Consider the following 21,535-nt stretch of genomic DNA (forward strand, 5'->3'; position numbering starts at 1 on the left):
TGAGCATGGCTTGTTTGCTGCCGTTGCTGTCAGTGAGAAAAGTGACACCAATAAAACAACAAGAACTTTCTTCATATCCCTATCCCATCAGTAAAAGACAGGGAATCGTAGCAGGAATTGATGAAGCGAAAAAGAAAACCTGCCGTAGCGGGTTGAATTAGAAATTTTTTATTAAGCCGCTATTTGTTTCTGCTGACAAAGCTCCGGCAAATTAGCACGCACCAGAGCTTCAGCGAAGAGCGGCGAAACCACTTTACCGCAACAGGCTACCGACTAGCCTTTCGCATACTTCACACTACGGAAGTCCTGGTCAATAATATAATACTGCTCCGATAAACGCTGGAGCAGTACATATAGTTATCAAGGCAAAACATAAGTAGCACTTTTACTGCCATGCAAAAATGTCATTAAAAAGTGAGATTAATTTTACCCCAAAAGGTTCTGCCCGATTCATTAACTGATGTGTTTGATGAATAACCGAAGCTGCTGTTTCCAGCAAGATTCAGGTGTTCGCTGTACGTTTTGTCAAACAAGTTATCAACGCCGGCGCTAATTTTAACGTACTTATTAACTTTGTATGCAGCATTCGCCGAAAACACAGCAAAACCAGGACTACTATTAAAATCTTTACCAACGACGTTGCCTTCGTTAATAGCAACACGGTTCTGACTGCTAACAAGACGCAAAAGGCCAGTACTGCTCCAGTCGCCCCGTTCCCAGGTCAGCCCCAGACGGACTTCAAGCGGTGGCGTCTGTGGTAAAGGCTGATGGTTGGATGTATTTTCCCCCCAGGAATAAGCAAGGCTGGCATCCGTTTTCCATGAGTCTGACCATTTATATGCAATACCTGCCTCCCCCCCCATAATGGTTGCATTGACGTTATCAACCTGGCTGATAGATGCATTATCAGGATCATAGCGGAACAGAATAAAATCATTTACACGACCAATATAAGCGGAGACCCAAGTGTTTATACGTTCACCGTTGTACTGAGCGCCTATATCAATCTGAGTTGTTTTTTCCGTTTTGAGTTTATCGAAGGCATCACCAGAACCTCCAGGCCCATAAGTCGGCGAAAAAAGCTCCCAGTAATCGGGGAAACGCTCCGTGTAGCCTATCCCTGCATAAAACATAACCGGTATGTCAGCCATATTATGTTCGAAGCGAACAAAACCGGCCGGTAATGTATCAGTCCGTTTTGCTGAACCCACATCAGTGTAATTATCAACCAGAACGCGATCGAGACGTGCGCCCCCCTTCACCTTGTTCTGCTCTGTTACACTCCAGGTCAGTTCGCTGAAAAGACCGTAATCGTGGAAACGGGCGTCTTTATTCCAGCGATCATCAATTTTATTACGGTGTGTACTAAGTTGTGTATCTGCGCCACTGCGAAGCTCAAAATCTGAGAAAAGGAAGGTTCCCATCATTCTTCCACCAACAGTGCGACGGTCAACCTCCATCGCCATTGGCATACTCATATTCATCGAAGAGTCTGAGTCCATTGCTGAGTCCATTGAGGAACCCATAGCATCTCCCATCTCATCACCTGACATCCCCCCTGACATACTACTGCCCGGAGAGCGCAGGGAATAGTTATCCATAGTATGATCTGCATAGTTGTAATATACATTTGCCTCAAACTTATCGAATACCTCGCCAATACCGGATTTTTCAAAGCGCATTCCTAAGCTTTCCCTCTTAAACTGCGAACCATCCATACCGCGACCAGCATAGCTTGCTTCACCATCGCCTTTACCTGCAGTAAGCTCGAGAAGTGTGTCTTTGTCTGGTGTCCAGCCTATAGCCATATCGCCATTCCACTTATCCCATCTGGAGGGCACGCGGTCTCCATTTCCATCCTTGTAGTCATCCGAACGTGACTTATTGCCAATGAGGCGAAGATATCCCTCCTCTCCGCCCAGACTGACATCTGCATTTTCATCCCAGCGATTGTTTGACGCAGCAAGAAGACTGGCAGTACCCTGCCCCCCCGCCTTTTCAAAGCGTGGCTGTTCACGATCAAAACGGATAGTTCCCGCCGAGTTTCCAGACCCCCAGAGCACAGTTTGTGGGCCTTTAATCAGAGTTAATACATCAAAGCTTTCAGGAGAAATATAGGAGCTTGGTGCATCCATGCGTGCCGGACAAGCACCAAGCATTTCACCATTATCAGTCAGAATTCTAAGACGAGAGCCAAACATGCCACGAAACACAGGATCACCGTTGGTTCCACCGTTACGTATCTGTGAGAACCCAGGAATAGTTTTCAGATAATCCGAGCCGTCGCTTGCCGGAACTGGCTGACGGGGTATTTTGGGCGAGGTCACAATTTCGAGCGGAGTGGAAACTGGCGCAGTTACAATCATCACAGAATCATTCTCTATCTGAGAATGGTCGTGCTTTTCTTCTGCAAAAGTAGCGTCTGACATCAACGCCAGCAGGACAAGAGAAGCAAGTGGCGTACGTACAAAATAGTGGGGGTTCATAAAGTACCTTACTGTTTTTCAGGTGTAACAAAATCTGCCCTTAAAAAATGAGCATGACGTTACTGACTTACTATTTTGTTGTTTAAAACGAAGACTGAAATACAGCAGGTGGGGCACGAGCACGCTGTGGTGCCCAGGGTTGAAAGAGCGTGACGCAGTTAAGCGGAATTAATGAGAAGCGAAGGACAAAAAGCAGGAGTAACCACAACAAAACTACAAGCGCAAACTGAATAAACGGTAGTTGTACAAGTAGCTGACAATAACCGCAGGCAATCTCTTCCATCGGAGACATAGCCTTACCAGACATCATCTGCTGATCCATCAGCGAAGACGGTTCACAGACCGCAGACATCGCCATGTCATGGTGTATCCCTGACATGGTCCCTGGCATAGCATGCGTGATGTGCTGGCAACCTGTCCGGTGGGCTATCGTTCTGGAGATGGCCGGTGCAACGAACAGCATGGCGACAGCAATCAGCGCCAGCCATGCGGCTATGTGATTAGTTCGTATGCGCCCTTGCAAAATGTTTCCAGCTATTAATTTATCTGCCGAAAGTGTATCTGATTTAATCTTTGAGTGTCACAAAAAGTTGAATGGTAACAATAAGTATTCTTATTATCTGGAGAGTGTAGGATTATGTGCTATTAAAGTAGAAGAACAAGAATCACTTTCGAAATATTTGCAATTACATAGCGAATATTGCTGCCATCACGTTGTATTGAAGCTTAATAGCTAAAACATATGCTGACTTCCGCTGGACCGACGGTTTCAGGAACATCAGCCAGTGGGAGGTTTTCCAGCTCGATAACTCTGTTGGTGGCCTATTGCAGTAGCTGACCCATCACTTGTGCTCCTGCTGTTGATCCGCTTTGATGTGCAGCCGTGGTTCTCCGTCTTTCGGCTCCGGCCAATGGCGCGCCATATTCACCGCCAACTTTTCTTCCATCGCCAGGGTAATCTGCTCGTCACTGATACCGGCACGACGTTGCGCATCCCATAACAAGAAGTGCATGTCAGCCCATTCGCTAAGGTCGCCTGGTTCAGCAGCAGCCTCGAGCGCTTCTTTGGAAAGGTGCTTCAGCAGACCAACTGGACCGACATCGCCGAAAGTAGCCTGTGACCATGCTGCATGTTCACGGCGTACTTGTTCACGGACTATCGACTCCAGAACTCCATCAATCACCTTTACGGCATCAGCCATTGCGTATCCGAAGTTACCAACAGCAATGCCCCCATCGCGCCCCAAAGCTAATGGTCGATTAAAAAAGTTGTTTAGATTCAGCATAATACATTCAACTTACATAATTAATGTCTATTTAAGAGATAGGTGGGGATGACTACGGGGACTATGCGGTTCAAAAGCATGTGGGCCATAAAAAACCCTTAAGTCTGCTTGCTGGCAGACTTAAGGGTTCCGGCCCCATCCGGCGCTTATCTCCGGCACTCACAATGGCTTAGCTCTTGAAGGGGCGATAAGAACAATCTCATACACTAATAAATTTTTTTTAACACAAATTGCGCTTTGACTATTTTACAAACAAATTCAATCACATAGTTAGCGCTGAGTCTCATTCAGTGCGTCCAGCAACAGTCGCAGCCCCGCAGGCTGGTGATCACGGGAAAGATATAAACCATAAATTGGCAGGCGTTTAGGCTGTAGTTGCGGTAGAAGTCGTATTAATCTCCCTTGCACCAGCCCTTCTCTCGCCTCCTGCTCAGGTACCAACGCAATCCCCATCCCCGCCAGGGCGGATTCACATAGCAGTGACGAGATACCGGCGCTTAAATTACCTTTAATAGCCACAGTGACGGCTTGCCCTTGCGCATCCAGAAAATGCCATGACTTTCCGGCGAATCCGCTGTAATAAAGGCAATTATGCTGCGCAAGATCGTCGACGGTTTTTGGGATGCCATGTTGGTTAAGGTAATCCACAGAAGCACATAACACCGACTCACAATCCCCTAAGCGCCGGGCAATCGTTCCGGGTTCGGGATTTTCCGTGATGCGGATCGCCACATCGATACGCTCCCCAACCAGGCTTACCGGTTGATTGTTGATCTCAACTTCAATGCGGAGTTCAGGATAGCGCGCGAGAAACGCGGGTAGCACCGGCGCCAGAATATGTATGGCAGTAAAATGTGCACACGCCACCCGTAGCGTGCCCGAGGGGGTTTGCGCGAGTCCGGCGGCACCGATATCTCGCGAAAGCTGTGCCAGGGTGCGGGTTTTCACCAACGCTTCTTCGCCGGCAGGTGTGATTGTCAACCGTCGTGACGAACGATGGATAAGCCGCGCCCCGGCCCACTTTTCCATTTCGTCCAGATAGCGACTGACCATCGGTCGGGAAAGCCCCAGCGCACGCGCGGCGGCACTCAAACTGCCTAAATCACAGATATGGTTAAAAACTGTTGCCGCCATAACTCTGTCCATTGCATCCCATCCGATCGTTTTATGAAACTCAGCATGTCCTGATAAGGGAATTCTAACAGATCCGAATTTCCTTAAAATACGGGAACGATCAAAATACAATTTCCTGCACAAGGTTACCCATTATGAAAATCAATACGCTGGCTATGCTGCTCCCCCTGTTTGCCTCTTCGGCATTTGCCGCTCCACTACAGCTGGATGTCTATAATCCGCAGGAAAAGGCTATTTTCCCGGTCTCTTCTACGCTGGTGTCCGGCCCGAAAGAAGCTATTTTGTTTGATGCCCAATTCAGCACCAAAGACGGTGAAAAGCTGGTGCAAATGATTCGCTCCAGCGGTAAGACGCTGAAAGCCATTGTGATCACGTCTGGCGATCCGGATTTCTATTTTGGCCTTGAGCCACTCGTCAAAGCCTTCCCCGGTGTCAACGTGCTGGCTACGCCGCACGTGGTGGATCATATTCGTGCCACCAAAGAAGCCAAATTACAGTTCTGGGGCCCACAGATGAAAGACGGTGCACCCACTTCGCTCACTGTACCGCAGGCCACCACACAAACTCGCTTTACGGTTGATGGCGAAACGCTGGAATTACGTCAGCCTAATGACTATGCGGCATATGTCTGGATCCCTGCGAACCGCGCCATCATTGGCGGAACCGGTATCGCTTCAGGTATTCATGTCTGGACTGCGGACACGCAGTCATCGGCAGAGCGTATGGCATGGCGTAACGTGCTGAGCGAAATGCAGCAATTACATCCTGCCCAGGTGGTTCCAGGTCATTATATTGGTGAACGCCCGGCGGGTGATAAGGCAATTCGCTTCACCCAGGATTACCTTCAGTCGTTTGAACAGGCGTTGGGCGCGAAAAAAGGTTCAGCCTACGTGATAAAAACAATGACCGCAGCATGGCCTGGCCTTGCAGACGAAAGCTCTCTGGAACTGAGTGCAAAAGTGAATACCGGTGAGATGAAGTGGTAAACAAGATGTAAGGCAAAAAATAACCCCGAACATGTGTCGGGGTTTTTATTACGACAGGCATACCGGAATCAATGAACGCCCAGGCGCCAGGCAAAATAGATCTCTTCTTTCAGTTCAGTCGAAGAGAGCGTTAATAAATCGGCAAACTCCAGCTCTAATTGTTTCAGTCTTTTCAGGTACTGAGCCGGTGAAAGATCGGTTTTATCACGACGTAAAAATTCTATTGCCAGTTGGGCCGGGTCTAATTGGGTAGACATATCATCCTCGCTTGTGTTCAGAACCTGCACAGTATAACACCATTACCTGCGCAGATAATGACCAAACTCAACATGCATCACAAAATAGCAGTCGTCAGTCGCGAGGTGCAGCATAACCGGCCCTGCTCATCGAAGATTTCGATTTGCCACACCTGATGACGTGAACCGGTATGCACAGGGCTGCACACCCCTCTGACAAGCCCTTCACGTGCAGAACGAACGTGGTTGGCGTTAATCTCAAGGCCCACCACTTTCTGATCGCCCTGCGTACACAGATACCCAGCCACCGAGCCAATGCTTTCAGCCAGTACGACAGACGCCCCGCCGTGAAGTAAACCAAAGGGCTGTTTGGTGCGATGGTCCACGGGCATTGTGGCTTCCAGAGTCGTGTCGCCGATATGCACAAAACGAATATCGAGCAGCCCTACCATATTTCCTTCACCCATGGCGTTGAGCGCCTCAAGTGTGACTTCACGTTTCCAGATCATCCTATAATCTCCAGTAATGCCTGTAATGGGTGGCGAACGCCCGTGCCTTCTACGCGTTTAACCTGGCTGCGACATGAATACCCGGCAGCCAGACAACGATTACGCGGCAATCGTTGCATTGCCTGGTGCCATGATAACTCATAGATCCCTAAAGAGTTCTGGTGATTCTTCACTTCATGGCCATACGTACCCGCCATCCCGCAGCACCCCACGCTGACATTTTCCAGTTTGGCCCCAAACCGGGCAAAAATCGTGGCCCACTGCGCAGGCGCTCCCGGCAGAGCGGTCACTTCGGTACAGTGTCCGAAGAAGTACCACGGTTCACCACCAATAGCGACCGGCGGTTGTGATGCCAGTACAGCCGATAGCCATTCATTGACCAGTAAGACATGGAAATCACCGCGCTGCTCGCCGAGCGCCAGCTTGTATTCATCGCGATAACATAGCACCAGCGCCGGATCGACACCGACCATCGGGATATTCAGCTTTGCCACCCGGTTGAGGAATTCAGCGGTCTTTTTCGCCGTTTTCGCAAACCGGTTTAAAAAGCCCTTTATATGCTGCGCTTTGCCGTTAGGCGAGAATGGCAACAGCACCGGCTGTAAACCCAATTTTTCTACCAGGCGGATGAAATCAGCCACTACCTGTGCATCGTAATAGCTGGTGAAAGGGTCCTGCACCACCAGCACCGTACGTGCTTTTTGCTCCTGGCTGAGAACTTCAAGCTGTTCCAGCGTCATATTGGCCGAACGATGCCCGACCAGTTGTCGTTGTAATGATGGCGCAGACAACAGCGGCAAATCCACCATGCCGATGTGTTTTTTAGCCAGATTACGTACCAACGGTTGATTGATGAAAAAGTTGAACGTTTTAGGTGCGCGCGCCATTAGCGGTGCATAACTCTCAACGGTTGCTACCATGTGATCGCGGAGCGGGCGCAGATAGCGCGTGTGATACAACTGCAGGAAGCGCGAGCGGAACTCCGGGACGTCAATTTTTATCGGGCACTGCGTAGAACACGCTTTACATGCCAAACACCCAGACATCGCCTCTTTCACTTCATGCGAGAAATCATATTCGCCCTTACGTGCATGCCAGCTGTTCCGGGTTCGGGCGATGAGTGTACGTAAACTGGCACGTTTTTCTGGCAACTCTTTTTCCAGTTTTACGGGGTCGATCCCACGATCGGCCAACAGACGCAACCATTCCCGTACCAGCGTTGCCCGCCCTTTTGGTGAGTGAATGCGATTGAGGCTAATTTTCATCGACGGACACATCGGGCTTTTCGCATCGAAGTTAAAGCATAACCCGTTGCCGTTACACTCCATTGCCCCACGCCACTCCTGTCGAACGGCCAGCGGGATCTGACGATCGTAAGTCCCACGTTTAACCGCATCCACTTTCATCATTGGCGCATCGATGGCTTCCGGAGGGCAAATTTTCCCCGGATTGAGCCGGTTTTGCGGATCAAACGCCGACTTCACTTTGCGCAGTTCGCGATACAGTTCCTCGCCAAAGAACGCCGGGCTGTATTCAGCACGGAAACCTTTCCCGTGTTCGCCCCACAGCAGACCACCGTATTTTGCCGTCAGCGCCACCACATCATCAGAGATGCGTTTCATCAGCACTTCTTGTTGCGGATCGCACATATCCAGCGCGGGTCTAACGTGCAGTACCCCGGCATCCACGTGACCAAACATGCCATAGCTCAAGCCATGACTATCGAGTAGCGCACGGAACTCGGCAATATAGTCGGCCAGGTGTTCCGGCGGTACGCAGGTATCTTCGGCAAACGGAATCGGCTTCGCAGAGCCTTTGGCATTACCCAGCAGGCCAACGGCCTTTTTCCGCATGGCGTAGATGCGCTCGACACCGGCCAGTTCGGTACACAGTTGCCAGCCAATCACACCGGCTTCCTGTCGGGCAATTAGCCCGTCCAGGCGTTCACACAGCGCACTGACCTGCGAATCAATTAATGCTTCATCGTCACCAGCAAACTCGACGATATTCAGCCCGAGCATCGTTTTATCCGGGACATCGGTGATCAATTCGCTGACGGAGTGCCAGACAATATCTTCACGTGCCAGATTAAGCACTTTGGAATCGACGGTTTCGACCGACAGCGCACGCGCTTCCACCATCACCGGCGCATTACGCAATGCAGAGTCAAACGAATCGTATTTGACGTTGACCAGTCGCCGAACTTTAGGCAGCGGCGTGATATCAAGGCGGGCTTCAGTGATAAATGCCAGCGTACCTTCAGACCCCGTAAGGATGCGGGTTAAATCAAACTCGGTCATCTCATCATTGAAGACATGCCGCAGGTCGTAGCCGGTTAAAAAACGATTGAGCTTTGGAAACTTGTCAATGATCAACTGCCGATTCTCACGGCACCGTTCATAAACCGTTTTATAGATACGCCCAATCGCCGTATTATTTTTACCGAGCATTTCTGCAAACTCCACCGGCATCGGCTGAGTATCGAGAATATCCCCGCCCATCAATACCGCGCGAATACCCAGCACGTGATCGGACGTTTTACCATAGACCAGCGAACCTTGCCCGGAAGCGTCGGTGTTAATCATTCCCCCCAACGTCGCCCGATTACTGGTGGACAATTCAGGCGCAAAGAAATAGCCGTAGGGTTTCAGATATTGGTTAAGCTGATCTTTTATCACCCCCGCCTCTACCCGCACCCAACCTTCCTGAGGATTGATTTCGATGATGCGGCTCATGTAACGGGACATATCAACAATAATGCCCTGATTAAGCGCCTGACCGTTGGTGCCAGTGCCGCCGCCGCGAGGGGTAAAAATCAACGACGAAAAGAGCGGTTCTGACGCCAGACGGGCGATAAGCGCCACATCAGCCGTCGAACGAGGGAAAACCACGGCATCAGGCAGAAGTTGATAGATGCTGTTATCCGTCGACATTGTCAGACGATCGGCATAGCTCGTTGCCGTATCGCCTGTGAACCCTTGCTGCTCCAGCGCCTGCAAAAAATTGAGCACCAGTTGAACGACACCTGGCGCCTGAGAAATTTGTGGAATCATTATAGTGACCCTTTCCTGCGGTCTGTGTTGTGAATTTAATCGTTTGCGTGTTGCTTTGTTTGTTGTATCACATTTTTTTCTAATACGCTCAGCAGATTTACAGGCAGAATCCGCCTGTTCAAAACCGCTGAAATTGCTCATCATTATAGAGTGTGATTAACGTGTTCACGTCGCGTCAACGTTCTGACGCAAAGACAAAGGTGAAAAGTATTTATGGTAAATTTCCGTCAGCCCAGGGATATTGCACAAGTGCTACTATCGGTGCTGTTTTTAGCCATCATGATTGTGGCCTGTCTCTGGATTGTGCAACCCTTTATCCTCGGTTTTGCCTGGGCAGGTACGGTGGTCATTGCGACCTGGCCCATCCTGATACGTATACAAAAATTGCTGTGGGGACGCCGTTCGCTGGCCGTGCTGGTGATGACCCTGTTGTTAGTTATGTTATTCATTATTCCTATCGCTCTGTTGGTCAACAGCATCGTTGATGGCAGTGGTCCTCTGATTCATGCCGTTACCGCCGGCGATATGACGCTGCCGGACCTGGCGTGGCTAAACAGTATTCCTCTGGTGGGTGCCAAACTCTATGGCGCATGGCACAGCCTGTTGGATATGGGCGGTTCGGCTATCATGGCTAAGGTTCGTCCCTATATCGGTACCACAACCACCTGGTTTGTTGGTCAGGCCGCGCATATTGGCCGCTTTATGATGCACTGTGGCTTGATGTTGCTATTCAGCGCCCTGCTGTACTGGCGCGGTGAGCAGGTGGCGCTGGGTATTCGCCACTTCGCCTGCCGCCTTGCATCGAAACGCGGTGACGCTGCAATCCTGCTGGCAGCACAGGCCATTCGTGCGGTTGCATTAGGCGTGGTCGTCACTGCGCTGGTGCAGGCCGTCCTCGGTGGCATTGGTCTGGCGGTAACGGGGGTACCTTACGCTACGCTACTGGCGGTGTTGATGATCCTCTCCTGTCTGGTGCAACTGGGGCCTTTACCGGTACTGGTTCCTGCCATTATCTGGCTTTACTGGACAGGTGACTCTACCTGGGGCACGGTGCTACTTGTGTGGAGCGGCGTGGTCGGAACACTGGATAACGTTATTCGTCCCATGTTGATTCGTATGGGTGCTGATTTGCCATTGATCCTCATTCTTTCCGGGGTTATCGGTGGGTTGATTGCATTCGGTATGATTGGTCTGTTTATCGGCCCAGTGGTGCTGGCTGTTTCATGGCGCCTGTTCTCCGCATGGGTCAACGAAGCCCCTGCGCCGGGCACCGACCCGGATCAAATCCTCGAAGAAATCGCTGAAATCGAAAGCAACAAGTAATACAGCATCAGGCGGCAACATTGCCGCCTGATTGTTTAATGTTGCTTATCATCACCTCACAGTTCCCCGAACCAAACCCCACGCCAGCCCTGTGTGAATACTCATTTATGTCGCAAATTCTTTACAGTTTTTAAACTATTGAGATGAATCTGATCGACGTGAAAAACCGGCATGCCTACTATTACCCCAAGGCTTTAGATCAACACATTGATTTATAAGCATGGAAATCCCCTGAGTGAAATAACGAATTGCTGTGTGTAGTCTTTGCCCATCTCCCACGATGGGCTTTTTTTTATCCTGCACGCCCCCCTAACGACCTCCATCACATTGGCTAGCCAATTGCTTTATTTCACTCTCACACCAAATGCACCGACTTCACAGATTAATAACAAATAATATTGCACAAGATACTGTGACTCTCTTCAAGCCGAAATATCCACAGTAATGTTATTACTACTCCACCGTCTTTTATGAAGTGATCAAATAATGAACGCATTAGAATTGCAGGCTATCCGCCATATTTTTGCTATGACGGTGGAAGAAAGCGCCGCGTATATCGCGTGTGATGGCGACATTGTCGCCTGGCAACAATGGGAAAGCGGGGAAAAAGAAATCCCGGAAAACATCGCGCGCATTTGTACGGAAATGAAAGCAAAGAGAAAGTTAAGAATTAACGCGATCATCGAAAAAATTAATAATCGTATCGGTAATAACACGATGCGTTTTTTCCCCGATCTGGTTTCTTTTCAGGCAGTTTATAGTCACGACAATTTTCTCGACTGGAAAATCTATCAATCGGCTGCTGTGGAACTCTATGCACACAACCTTGAGCGTTTGTGTTAAGCGGTTATAAAACATCACCACTACGTTGCAACACTGGCACCCGGCATGATGCCCTCGCTCACGCGCAGTCTGCATACTATTTGGGCTAATACGCCCTACGCGACACAGAACACAACATCCATTTAGCCTCTTCGCTGAGTAACACATTATGAAAAACACCTATTTCTCCACTGCGATAGGGCTGTACCTTAATTACCTGGTTCACGGTATGGGGGTCATTCTAATGTCCCTCAATATGTCCTCACTTGAACAGCAGTGGCAAACCAATGCAGCGGGGGTCTCGATTGTCATCTCCTCCCTTGGTATCGGTCGGTTAAGCGTCTTATTCGTTGCAGGCATGCTCTCCGATCGCTATGGCCGCAGACCGTTTATCATTTTGGGCATGATCTGCTACCTCATCTTCTTTTTTGGCATCATCAATACTCACAGCATTGTGGTTGCCTATGCCTTTGGTTTTTTAGCGGGAATGGCAAACAGTTTTCTTGATGCCGGAACCTACCCAAGCCTGATGGAAGCCTTCCCCCGCTCGCCCGGCACCGCCAATATCCTGATTAAAGCCTTTGTGTCCAGCGGCCAGTTTCTGTTGCCGATGGTTATCAGCCTGCTGGTGTGGGCTGAACTCTGGTTTGGCTGGTCCTTCTTGCTGGCGGCAGGAATTATGGCGGTCAACGGCATATTTTTGTTTCGCTGCCGTTTCCCTTCGCCCCCAGGTCCGAAGCATTCCATCACGCCATCATCCGTTTTACAGGAACCTGTTCAACCAGAGCGCCGTTGTTCCCTTCTCGATCTGGGAAGTTACACTTTGTATGGCTATATCTCGATGGCCACATTTTATCTGGTTAGCCAGTGGTTGGCACAGTATGGTCAGTTTGTCGCCGGCATGCCGTATACGTTATCTATCAAGCTGTTAAGTATTTACACCTGTGGTTCGCTGCTGTGCGTATTCATTACTGCTCCCCTGGCGAGAAAAGCGGGTCGTGCAACATCTCTGTTGATGCTGTACACCTTTACCTCCTTTGTCGCGCTGCTGGCGGTTTGCCTGCATCCAACGACCTGGGTCGTGATTACATTCGCCTTTGTCATCGGGTTCTCTTCAGCCGGGGGCGTCGTGCAAATCGGTCTAACGCTAATGGCCGCTCGCTTTCCGCATGCGAAAGGTAAAGCTACCGGTATTTACTACAGCGCGGGCAGTATCGCGACCTTCACGATCCCACTGATTACCGCCAGGCTCTCCGAAACCAGCATTGCTCACATCATGTGGTTTGATGCGGGCATTGCTGCGCTCGGCTTCCTGCTGGCACTGTTTATTGGCTATCGTAGTCGGCTTGCAGCAAAGCATCAGTTAAACACGGCACCACTCGCGCAATAGCGCAGATGCAATATTGTTCCCCTCTTCTGCAAAATAATTGGACGTATTTTTAAAATAACGGCAAAACGTCGGTCTGGCGAATTAGGTTTCACAGTTTGATATGCAATATACCTGGTAACTTAAACGCCATGCTATGTAGGTACAATAACTACTGCCCGGTATATTAATCACAAGGTCGCCGAATTTAAACTACACCGACGAGCACAGAATAATTTTAAAATCCGCAAGGAGTTGTGAAAAAATGTCTCAAAAAAAGACCTATAACACGCCATTTCTTCTGGCGATAACCTGTATTTATTTAAGTTATTTCTTACACGGCATTAGCGTCATCACACTGGCACAAAATATGACATCCCTTGCTGAAAAGTTTTCAACCGATAATGCAGGGATTGCCTATCTAATTTCCGGCATTGGTCTTGGTCGACTGGTCAGCATTTTATTCTTTGGCGTTCTCTCAGATAAGTTCGGTCGTCGGGCTATCATTCTGTTAGGCGTTATTCTCTATATGCTATTCTTCTTCGGTATTCCCGCCAGCCCCAATCTGATGATTGCCTTTATTCTGGCTGTATGCGTTGGCGTAGCAAATTCAGCGCTGGATACCGGCGGTTATCCGGCGTTAATGGAATGTTTCCCCAAAGCATCCGGCTCGGCGGTTATTCTGGTTAAAGCCATGGTGTCGTTTGGCCAGATGATTTACCCCATCATCGTCAGTACCATGCTGCTCAACCATGTGTGGTACGGCTATGCGGTCATCATCCCGGGTATACTGTTCGTGGTCATCACTCTGATGCTGTTAAAAAGTCGCTTTCCCAGCCAGATGGTGGACGCGGGTCTCGCCAAAGATCTGCCACAGATGAACAGTAAACCCCTGGTCTGGTTGGAAGGTGTCGCCTCCGTGCTGTTTGGGGTTGCCGCATTCTCAACCTTTTATGTCATCGTGGTCTGGATGCCGAAATATGCCATGGCATTTGCTGGCATGGCAGAAACTGACGCCTTAAAAACCATCTCTTACTACAGTATGGGATCGCTGGTCTGCGTATTCATCTTTGCAGCCCTCCTGAAGAAAATGGTTCGCCCCATTTGGGCTAACGTTTTTAACGCGGGTCTGGCAAGCATTACCGCTGCGGTCATTTATTTGTATCCCTCTCCGCTGGTTTGTAACGCAGGATCGTTTCTGATTGGTTTCTCTGCTGCTGGCGGTATTTTACAGCTCGGTGTCTCGGTGATGTCAGAGTTTTTCCCGAAGAGCAAAGCCAAAGTCACCAGTGTTTATATGATGATGGGGGGTGTAGCCAACTTTATTATCCCACTGATCACCGGATACCTTTCTAACATCGGCCTGCAATACATAATTTTGCTGGACCTTGCATTTGCTCTGCTGGCATTCATCACCGCCATCATCGTCTTTATTCGCTATTACCGCGTATTTGATATCCCCAAAAATGATGTGCGGTTGGGCGAACGTTATTTTCAATAAATTGTTTAGAAGGAGTATCAAATGGACGTAACTGCAAAATATGAACTGATTGGTCTGATGGCCTACCCTATCAGACACAGTCTGTCCCCTGAAATGCAAAATAAAGCATTAGAAAAAGCGGGTCTGCCTTTTACATACATGGCATTTGAAGTCGATAACTCAACATTTGCTAATGCAATTGCCGGTTTAAAAGCGTTAAAAATGCGCGGCACCGGGGTTTCCATGCCCAATAAACAGTTGGCCTGTGAATATGTTGATGAATTAACGCCTGCTGCCAAACTGGTTGGAGCCATCAACACTATCGTTAATGATGATGGCTACCTGCGTGGTTATAACACCGACGGCACCGGCCATATTCGCGCGATTAAAGAAAGTGGCTTCGATATTAAAGGTAAAACCATGGTACTGTTGGGCGCGGGCGGTGCGTCTACAGCCATTGGCGCGCAAGCAGCCATTGAAGGCATCAAAGAAATTAAGATCTTTAACCGTAAAGATGAGTTCTTTGAAAAGGCGCAGGCATTCGCCAAACGTGTTAATGAAAACACCAACTGCGTTGTCACCGTTATCGACCTTGCCGATAGCCAGGCTTTTGCCGAGGCACTGGCCAGCGCGGATATTTTGACCAACGGCACGAAAGTCGGCATGAAACCGCTGGATAACGAATCTATTGTGACCGACGTTTCCCTGCTTCGCCCGGAACTGCTGGTGACAGAATGTGTGTATAACCCGCATATGACCAAGTTATTGCAACAGGCACAACATGCCGGTTGCAAAACGATTGATGGTTACGGCATGTTGTTGTGGCAAGGGGCTGAGCAGTTCAAGCTCTGGACCGGGAAAGATTTCCCGCTGGAGTATGTCAAACAGGTTATGGGGTTTGCGGCCTGATGGGCAGTATTTGTGAATAGTTAAAGGGTAATCAATGAAAACCGTAACCGTAAGAAACCTCGTGATTGGCGAGGGTGCGCCGAAGATCATTGTCTCACTGATGGGTAAAGACATCTCAACGGTAAAAAGCGAAGCAATGGCCTATCGCGAAGCGGATTTCGACATCCTGGAATGGCGTGTTGACCATTTCGCAGATGTCGCTTCCATTGACGCAGTACTGGAAGCCGCACGCGCGATCCGTGATGTGATGGCTGATAAACCGTTGCTGTTCACCTTCCGTAGTGCACAGGAAGGGGGTGAACAAGCACTGTCCATCGAAAACTATATTGCATTAAACCGCGCAGCAGTGGACAGCGGCCTGGTGGATATGATCGACCTGGAGCTTTTCACCGGTGATGACCTGGTTAAAACAACCGTCGAGCATGCACACGCGAAAAATGTCTTCGTTATTATGTCGAACCATGATTTCCACAAGACACCTGCGGCCGATGATATCGTCCAGCGGCTGCGTAAAATGCAGGAACTTGGTGCTGATATTCCTAAAATCGCGTTGATGCCGCAAAGCAAAACGGATGTGCTGACATTGCTTAGCGCAACGCTGGAGATGCAGGAACGTTATGCCGACCGCCCAATTATTACCATGTCAATGGCGAAAACCGGTGTGATCTCTCGACTGTCCGGCGAAGTCTTCGGCTCAGCGGCGACGTTTGGTGCGGTGAAAAAAGCCTCGGCCCCAGGACAAATCTCCGTAACCGATCTACGCACCGTTCTGACAATATTACACCAGGCTTAATAGCCAAATATTATTAATTTGCAATAAATAACGCCCTGCCCCAGATATTCGTTTTACCACGAATATCTGGCAGACGATTAAATATTTTCAAACAACGCAAAACACTATTATCGAATATAGCGATAGGTATTCGCACGAATATAACCTGGAGTTTATATGAAACTTTCAAGACCGACACGTTTAGATGGTCGGGTACCGGTACTCTCTGCAGCTGACGCAATTGATTATATTCCTGATGAAGCCACACTCTGCGTATTAGGCGCTGGCGGTGGGATACTTGAAGCTACAACATTAATTAATGCACTGGCCGAGAAATATAAAAATAGCCAATCCCCACGTAATTTGTCGCTAATTAGCCCAACAGGACTGGGCGACCGCGCAGACCGGGGTATTAGTCCACTGGCACAGGAAGGTTTAGTTAAATGGGCGTTGTGCGGCCACTGGGGACAATCTCCACGGATATCCGACCTCGCGGAACAAAATAAAATTGCGGCCTACAACTATCCACAAGGCGTATTAACTCAAACTCTGCGTGCCTCTGCGGCCCATCAGCCAGGTATTTTGAGTGACATCGGCATTGGCACGTTTGTCGATCCTCGTCAACAGGGTGGCAAACTCAATGAAGTGACCACCGAAGATCTGATCAAACTGGTAGAAATTGATAACAAAGAGTATCTCTACTACAAAGCCATTGCGCCGAATATCGCCTTTATACGCGCCACCACCTGTGACAGCGAAGGCTACGCCACCTTTGAAGACGAAGTGATGTATCTCGATGCGCTGGTCATTGCGCAGGCCGTGCATAACAACGGCGGCATCGTCATGATGCAGGTACAAAAAATGGTCAAGAAAGCCACATTGCACCCTAAAGCAGTGCGGATCCCTGGCTATCTGGTGGATATCGTCGTTATCGATCCTGAACAGACTCAGCTGTATGGCGGAGCGCCGGTTAACCGCTTTATTTCAGGCGATTTCGTCCTTGATGACAGCCTGCAAACTGCCCTGCCGCTTAACCAACGTAAACTGGTAGCCAGACGTGCGCTGTTCGAAATGCGGAAAGGTGCAGTGGGTAACGTTGGCGTAGGAATTGCCGATGGTATTGGTCTCGTCGCGCGTGAAGAAGGCTGCGCCGATGACTTCATACTGACGGTTGAAACCGGGCCAATCGGTGGTATTACCTCGCAGGGCATTGCTTTTGGGGCCAACGTCAACACCCGCGCCATTCTGGATATGACCTCCCAGTTTGACTTCTATCACGGTGGCGGGCTTGACGTGTGCTATTTAAGTTTCGCCGAAGTCGATCAGCACGGCAACGTCGGTGTGCATAAATTCAATGGCAAAATAATGGGCACTGGCGGTTTTATTGATATAAGCGCCACCTCGAAGAAAATTATTTTCTGCGGCACCCTGACAGCCGGAAGTCTGAAAACAGATGTTACCGACGGCAAATTGAATATCGTGCAGGAAGGTCGGGTGAAGAAATTCGTTAGCGAATTACCTGAAATCACCTTCAGTGGGAAAATTGCCCTCGAACGTGGACTGGATGTGCGTTACATCACCGAGCGCGCCGTATTTACGTTAAAAGAAGATGGTCTCCATTTAGTGGAAATTGCCCCGGGAGTTTCTTTACAAGAAGACATTTTGGACAAAATGGATTTCACTCCCGTTATTTCTCCAGACCTGAAACTGATGGACGAAAGATTATTTATCGATGCCACGATGGGTTTTGTTTTGCCCGACGCAGCCAATTAAAAGGAGTATCCTGATGGACTTTTCATTAACTGAAGAACAAGAGCTGCTGCTTGCCAGCATTCGGGAACTGATCACCAGTAATTTCCCGGAAGAATATTTCCGCACCTGTGATCAAACCTCCACCTACCCTAAAGAATTTATGCGCGCGCTTGCGGATAACGGCATTTCGATGCTGGGCGTTCCGGAAGAATTCGGTGGCATTCCGGCAGATTACGTCACGCAAATGCTGGCGCTGATGGAAGTCTCAAAATGTGGTGCACCTGCCTTTCTGATCACTAACGGTCAGTGTATCCACAGTATGCGCCGTTTTGGCTCCGCAGAGCAGCTACGTAAAACAGCTGAAAGCACCATGGAAACGGGCGATCCGGCCTATGCGCTGGCGTTAACCGAACCGGGAGCTGGCTCAGATAACAACAGCGCCACCACCAGCTACACCCGCAAAAACGGCAAGGTGTACCTTAACGGGCAAAAAACCTTTATTACCGGTGCCAAAGAATACCCGTATATGCTGGTCCTGGCTCGCGATCCCGAGCCGAAAGATCCGAAGAAAGCCTTTACCTTGTGGTGGGTGGATTCGAAGAAACCCGGCATCAAAGTTAATCCGCTGCATAAAATCGGCTGGCACATGTTAAGTACCTGCGAAGTCTATCTTGATGACGTTGAAGTTGACGAAAGTGATATGGTCGGCGAAGAGGGTATGGGCTTCCTCAACGTGATGTACAACTTCGAGATGGAGCGCCTGATAAACGCAGCACGCAGCACCGGCTTTGCCGAATGTGCTTTCGAGGATGCCGCTCGTTACGCCAATCAGCGTATCGCCTTTGGTAAACCGATTGGCCATAACCAGATGATCCAGGAAAAACTGGCGCTGATGGCGGTTAAAATCGAAAACATGCGTAATATGGTATTGAAAGTCGCCTGGCAGGCCGATCAGGAACAATCACTGCGTACCAGTGCGGCGCTGGCAAAACTGTACTGCGCGCGCACAGCGATGGAAGTTATCGACGACGCGATTCAGATAATGGGTGGTCTGGGTTATACCGATGAGGCCCGTGTATCCCGGTTCTGGCGTGATGTACGCTGTGAACGCATTGGCGGTGGCACCGATGAAATCATGATCTACGTCGCCGGACGTCAGATCCTGAAAGATTATCAAAACAAGTAAGCCGTTCTGTCATCCGGATAGTGGATAAACGCTATCCGGACTTTCGACAGAAAATCAGACTTCCGGCTGCAGGCATTCCTGCTCAGTGAGATTATTTTTAAACTGCTTACGATAATCGCTGGGAGTACACCCTACGTGTCGCTGAAAGAGTTTGGCAAAGTGATCAACATTTTCATACCCTACCCGCCACGAGATTTCCGCTAACGACGCTTCCGTATTCGTCAGCGAAAATTTTGCTTCCGTCATCCGCCGTTGAATAACATAATTAATCGGCGAAATACGATATTCTTTAGTGAATTCATGACAGATATAACTCACACTGGCGCGAAATTTTTTAGACAACTGATCAAGTGTGATTTTTTCGCGAAAGTTGTTATTCAAATACACCAGAACATCTTTAATTAACACGTCTTTTTTAATATACCCCTGTTCCGAGCGATAAGCATTTTTAAAGTTTTCGTAATACAAGACGGTTAATGCGTAGGCAAAGGCATCATAAGCAGAGGATGACAGATTATTTTTACACTGCGGTATCATAATACTCAGTTCATTAAAAATACTCTTAATAACCTCCTTTCCCTGGCCGACGCTAATGACCGGACACGAATGTAACTGCAACAACTGGTTATCCTGCCAGCCATTGAAACGAAAACCGTACAGTGCACAGGTATAGGTAGTGGCAGGCGCGCTGCTATCCGAGGCGACGGCATGTAACCGCCCTTGTTCTATCACTACAATATCCCCGGCGTGAGCGACGTACAGTGAAGAATCAATGATTAATCGCGCGACACCTTTTTTGACAAAGATAAGCTCTGTTTCATTGTCATGCACATGGTGACCAGACTCCCAGTTAGGATCATCACTGATGACGAATCGCGAAAATCTGGGGGTCTTCCCCTGCTCAAAAAGGGTTTCCATGGCATTATCAAAACATCGTTGATACATGACAGCCTCCACCTTTAGATGGTAAATACGCGGAAAGTTAATAGTGTTAAATGAAAACGATTAACTACGTTATACAACGATATTCTATCCAGGCGAAACAAAATTATTTGCACCGCCTGCAAGATGACACTTCTTGCTCAAGAACGCTGTTAGCCTGCGTTATTTACGTTTTATCCTCATTGAAAATAATAAATGTTATTAACGCAACATTAACGATTTACATATCAGAAACAAATACCCTCAGATATCGATTAAAAATATGATGCTTTTCTCAATTCCCCTCTCGACTCTTGTTTTCGTGGTGTAATCTTCTGCACACAATATTTACCCCTCGTTTAAAAACTGAGCATTCCCATTGCACATTTTTCTGCAAGATTGTTGGGAATGAAAACAGATTGCCCCGTCGAAAACAGGCCCCTCTCTGCCGCACACTATTTTCAGTCAAATTTTCCCTACTGCCGATAATGACGCGCACCGTCATCATCCGAACGTGACTCACTGGAGATGCCATGAAAATAATAACCTGCTTTAAGTTGGTGCCTGAAGAACAGGACATTGTTGTTACCCCAGAGCGCTCGCTTAACTTTGATCGGGCCGATGCCAAAATCAGTCAATTTGATCTGAATGCGATCGAAGCCGCCACACAACTTACCGCTGAAGGCGATGAGATTGTCGCCTTAACGGTGGGCGGCTCCTTGTTGCAAAATTCTAAAGTACGTAAAGACGTGCTATCCCGCGGTCCGGATAGCCTGTTTATGGTGCAGGACCCACAACTGGAACATGCGCTGCCGCGCGATACTGCCCAGGCACTGGCTTGTGCGGCTAAAAACATTGAATTCGATCTGATGCTGTTCGGTGAAGGGTCCGGCGATATCTACGCACAACAGGTCGGTTTACTGGTAGGCGAGCTCCTACAGCTTCCTGTGATTAACGCGGTAAGCAACATCCAACGTAGCGGCGACCGCATTCTGGTTGAGCGCACCCTTGAAGATGAAGTCGAAGTCATTGACCTGTCGCTCCCGGCAGTAATTTGCGTGACCTCAGATATCAATACACCGCGGATTCCATCAATGAAAGCCATTCTTGGTGCCGGCAAAAAACCCGTCACACCATGGCAGGCCAGCGATATTGGCTGGACGCCAGCGTCACCACTAGCGGAATTAGTCAGCCTTAGCGTTCCACCGCAGACAGAACGCAAGCACATCATTTTGGAAAATGACTCAGCAGAAGCCATTGCCGAACTGGCCGAACATCTGAAAAAAGCCCTGAACTAAGCCCAACGGAGAACAA

General features: G+C 49.0%; 18 protein-coding genes and 1 other RNA gene. 11 read left to right on the forward strand and 8 right to left on the reverse strand.

Annotated features, from left to right (window positions below; translation table 11 throughout):
* Positions 1-407: 407 nt before the first annotated feature.
* The 4 genes from OGX95_RS15670 to OGX95_RS15685 all read right to left on the reverse strand — a co-directional run bounded on the left by OGX95_RS15670 (position 408) and on the right by OGX95_RS15685 (position 4,918).
* On the reverse strand, positions 408-2,486 hold the full coding sequence (locus OGX95_RS15670) for a TonB-dependent copper receptor (protein WP_286630090.1): 2,079 nt from the start codon (positions 2,484-2,486) through the stop codon (positions 408-410).
* An 82-nt stretch (positions 2,487-2,568) separates the two neighbouring features.
* Positions 2,569-3,009, reverse strand: a complete 441-nt coding sequence (locus OGX95_RS15675) for a DUF2946 domain-containing protein (RefSeq protein WP_040233551.1) — start codon at positions 3,007-3,009, stop codon at positions 2,569-2,571.
* Positions 3,010-3,328: 319 nt separating this feature from the next.
* Positions 3,329-3,688: a DUF550 domain-containing protein gene (locus OGX95_RS15680; RefSeq protein ID WP_286630091.1), complete on the reverse strand. Its 360-nt coding sequence runs from the start codon at positions 3,686-3,688 to the stop codon at positions 3,329-3,331.
* Between the two features lie 354 nt (positions 3,689-4,042).
* Positions 4,043-4,918, reverse strand: a complete 876-nt coding sequence (locus OGX95_RS15685) for a LysR family transcriptional regulator (RefSeq protein ID WP_286630092.1) — start codon at positions 4,916-4,918, stop codon at positions 4,043-4,045.
* Between the two features lie 122 nt (positions 4,919-5,040).
* Between OGX95_RS15685 and OGX95_RS15690 the strand changes: the two genes are divergently transcribed.
* Positions 5,041-5,892 carry a Vmh family MBL fold metallo-hydrolase gene (locus OGX95_RS15690; RefSeq protein ID WP_286630093.1) on the forward strand — a complete coding sequence of 284 codons (852 nt, stop codon included), beginning with the start codon at positions 5,041-5,043 and terminating at the stop codon, positions 5,890-5,892.
* A gap of 68 nt (positions 5,893-5,960) precedes the next feature.
* Here the strand turns inward: OGX95_RS15690 and OGX95_RS15695 are convergent, their stop codons facing one another.
* The 3 genes from OGX95_RS15695 to ydiJ all read right to left on the reverse strand — a co-directional run bounded on the left by OGX95_RS15695 (position 5,961) and on the right by ydiJ (position 9,690).
* The gene (locus OGX95_RS15695; RefSeq protein ID WP_005120249.1) at positions 5,961-6,149 is read right to left on the reverse strand and encodes a YdiH family protein; all 189 of its coding nucleotides are present in this window, start codon (positions 6,147-6,149) and stop codon (positions 5,961-5,963) included.
* A 77-nt stretch (positions 6,150-6,226) separates the two neighbouring features.
* Positions 6,227-6,637 carry a 1,4-dihydroxy-2-naphthoyl-CoA hydrolase gene (menI, locus tag OGX95_RS15700; RefSeq protein WP_286630094.1) on the reverse strand — a complete coding sequence of 137 codons (411 nt, stop codon included), beginning with the start codon at positions 6,635-6,637 and terminating at the stop codon, positions 6,227-6,229.
* Positions 6,634-9,690, reverse strand: a complete 3,057-nt coding sequence (ydiJ, locus tag OGX95_RS15705; RefSeq protein ID WP_286630095.1) for a D-2-hydroxyglutarate dehydrogenase YdiJ — start codon at positions 9,688-9,690, stop codon at positions 6,634-6,636. Before ydiJ ends, menI begins: the two co-directional genes overlap by 4 nt.
* 213 nt (positions 9,691-9,903) lie before the next feature.
* On the opposite strand from ydiJ, the gene ydiK reads away from it, so the two are divergent.
* The 9 genes from ydiK to OGX95_RS15750 all read left to right on the forward strand — a co-directional run bounded on the left by ydiK (position 9,904) and on the right by OGX95_RS15750 (position 19,300).
* Positions 9,904-11,013: an AI-2E family transporter YdiK gene (gene ydiK / locus OGX95_RS15710; RefSeq protein WP_286630096.1), complete on the forward strand. Its 1,110-nt coding sequence runs from the start codon at positions 9,904-9,906 to the stop codon at positions 11,011-11,013.
* Between the two features lie 188 nt (positions 11,014-11,201).
* An RNA gene (gene rprA, locus OGX95_RS15715) (antisense sRNA RprA) lies at positions 11,202-11,309 on the forward strand.
* Positions 11,310-11,499: 190 nt separating this feature from the next.
* Positions 11,500-11,856 carry a YdiL family protein gene (locus OGX95_RS15720; protein WP_286630097.1) on the forward strand — a complete coding sequence of 119 codons (357 nt, stop codon included), beginning with the start codon at positions 11,500-11,502 and terminating at the stop codon, positions 11,854-11,856.
* Positions 11,857-12,004: 148 nt separating this feature from the next.
* On the forward strand, positions 12,005-13,225 hold the full coding sequence (locus OGX95_RS15725; RefSeq protein WP_286630098.1) for an MFS transporter: 1,221 nt from the start codon (positions 12,005-12,007) through the stop codon (positions 13,223-13,225).
* A 241-nt stretch (positions 13,226-13,466) separates the two neighbouring features.
* On the forward strand, positions 13,467-14,702 hold the full coding sequence (locus OGX95_RS15730) for an MFS transporter (RefSeq protein ID WP_286630099.1): 1,236 nt from the start codon (positions 13,467-13,469) through the stop codon (positions 14,700-14,702).
* 21 nt (positions 14,703-14,723) lie between these two features.
* Positions 14,724-15,590, forward strand: a complete 867-nt coding sequence (gene ydiB / locus OGX95_RS15735) for a quinate/shikimate dehydrogenase (protein ID WP_286630100.1) — start codon at positions 14,724-14,726, stop codon at positions 15,588-15,590.
* 34 nt (positions 15,591-15,624) lie between these two features.
* Positions 15,625-16,383 (forward strand): type I 3-dehydroquinate dehydratase, encoded by a 759-nt coding sequence (gene aroD, locus OGX95_RS15740; RefSeq protein WP_286630101.1) that lies wholly within the window; start codon positions 15,625-15,627, stop codon positions 16,381-16,383.
* 156 nt (positions 16,384-16,539) lie between these two features.
* On the forward strand, positions 16,540-18,135 hold the full coding sequence (locus OGX95_RS15745; protein WP_286630102.1) for an acyl CoA:acetate/3-ketoacid CoA transferase: 1,596 nt from the start codon (positions 16,540-16,542) through the stop codon (positions 18,133-18,135).
* Between the two features lie 13 nt (positions 18,136-18,148).
* Complete coding sequence (locus OGX95_RS15750; RefSeq protein ID WP_040233722.1) at positions 18,149-19,300, forward strand: acyl-CoA dehydrogenase; 1,152 nt, start codon at positions 18,149-18,151, stop codon at positions 19,298-19,300.
* Between the two features lie 54 nt (positions 19,301-19,354).
* On the opposite strand, the gene OGX95_RS15755 is transcribed toward OGX95_RS15750, so the two are convergent.
* Positions 19,355-20,245 carry an AraC family transcriptional regulator gene (locus OGX95_RS15755; RefSeq protein ID WP_286630103.1) on the reverse strand — a complete coding sequence of 297 codons (891 nt, stop codon included), beginning with the start codon at positions 20,243-20,245 and terminating at the stop codon, positions 19,355-19,357.
* Positions 20,246-20,754: 509 nt separating this feature from the next.
* Here OGX95_RS15755 and OGX95_RS15760 point away from each other — a divergent pair.
* The gene (locus OGX95_RS15760) at positions 20,755-21,519 is read left to right on the forward strand and encodes an electron transfer flavoprotein (protein ID WP_286630104.1); all 765 of its coding nucleotides are present in this window, start codon (positions 20,755-20,757) and stop codon (positions 21,517-21,519) included.
* Positions 21,520-21,535 lie beyond the last annotated feature (16 nt).

This window comes from Citrobacter sp. Cu233 (assembly GCF_030332225.1).
Lineage (GTDB): Bacteria > Pseudomonadota > Gammaproteobacteria > Enterobacterales > Enterobacteriaceae > Citrobacter.

Bases quoted from the DNA above. Each gene is read 5' to 3' on its own strand.
- OGX95_RS15690 (WP_286630093.1), top strand. From the start codon at position 5,041: ATGAAAATCAATACGCTGGCTATGCTGCTCCCCCTGTTTGCCTCTTCG.
- OGX95_RS15750 (WP_040233722.1), top strand. From the start codon at position 18,149: ATGGACTTTTCATTAACTGAAGAACAAGAGCTGCTGCTTGCCAGCATT.
- OGX95_RS15680 (WP_286630091.1), bottom strand. From the start codon at position 3,688: ATGGCTGATGCCGTAAAGGTGATTGATGGAGTTCTGGAGTCGATAGTC.
- OGX95_RS15720 (WP_286630097.1), top strand. From the start codon at position 11,500: ATGAACGCATTAGAATTGCAGGCTATCCGCCATATTTTTGCTATGACG.
- OGX95_RS15685 (WP_286630092.1), bottom strand. From the start codon at position 4,918: ATGGACAGAGTTATGGCGGCAACAGTTTTTAACCATATCTGTGATTTA.
- OGX95_RS15730 (WP_286630099.1), top strand. From the start codon at position 13,467: ATGTCTCAAAAAAAGACCTATAACACGCCATTTCTTCTGGCGATAACC.
- OGX95_RS15760 (WP_286630104.1), top strand. From the start codon at position 20,755: ATGAAAATAATAACCTGCTTTAAGTTGGTGCCTGAAGAACAGGACATT.
- OGX95_RS15755 (WP_286630103.1), bottom strand. From the start codon at position 20,245: ATGTATCAACGATGTTTTGATAATGCCATGGAAACCCTTTTTGAGCAG.
- ydiB (WP_286630100.1), top strand. From the start codon at position 14,724: ATGGACGTAACTGCAAAATATGAACTGATTGGTCTGATGGCCTACCCT.
- OGX95_RS15670 (WP_286630090.1), bottom strand. From the start codon at position 2,486: ATGAACCCCCACTATTTTGTACGTACGCCACTTGCTTCTCTTGTCCTG.
- ydiK (WP_286630096.1), top strand. From the start codon at position 9,904: ATGGTAAATTTCCGTCAGCCCAGGGATATTGCACAAGTGCTACTATCG.
- aroD (WP_286630101.1), top strand. From the start codon at position 15,625: ATGAAAACCGTAACCGTAAGAAACCTCGTGATTGGCGAGGGTGCGCCG.
- OGX95_RS15725 (WP_286630098.1), top strand. From the start codon at position 12,005: ATGAAAAACACCTATTTCTCCACTGCGATAGGGCTGTACCTTAATTAC.
- ydiJ (WP_286630095.1), bottom strand. From the start codon at position 9,690: ATGATTCCACAAATTTCTCAGGCGCCAGGTGTCGTTCAACTGGTGCTC.
- OGX95_RS15695 (WP_005120249.1), bottom strand. From the start codon at position 6,149: ATGTCTACCCAATTAGACCCGGCCCAACTGGCAATAGAATTTTTACGT.
- OGX95_RS15745 (WP_286630102.1), top strand. From the start codon at position 16,540: ATGAAACTTTCAAGACCGACACGTTTAGATGGTCGGGTACCGGTACTC.
- menI (WP_286630094.1), bottom strand. From the start codon at position 6,637: ATGATCTGGAAACGTGAAGTCACACTTGAGGCGCTCAACGCCATGGGT.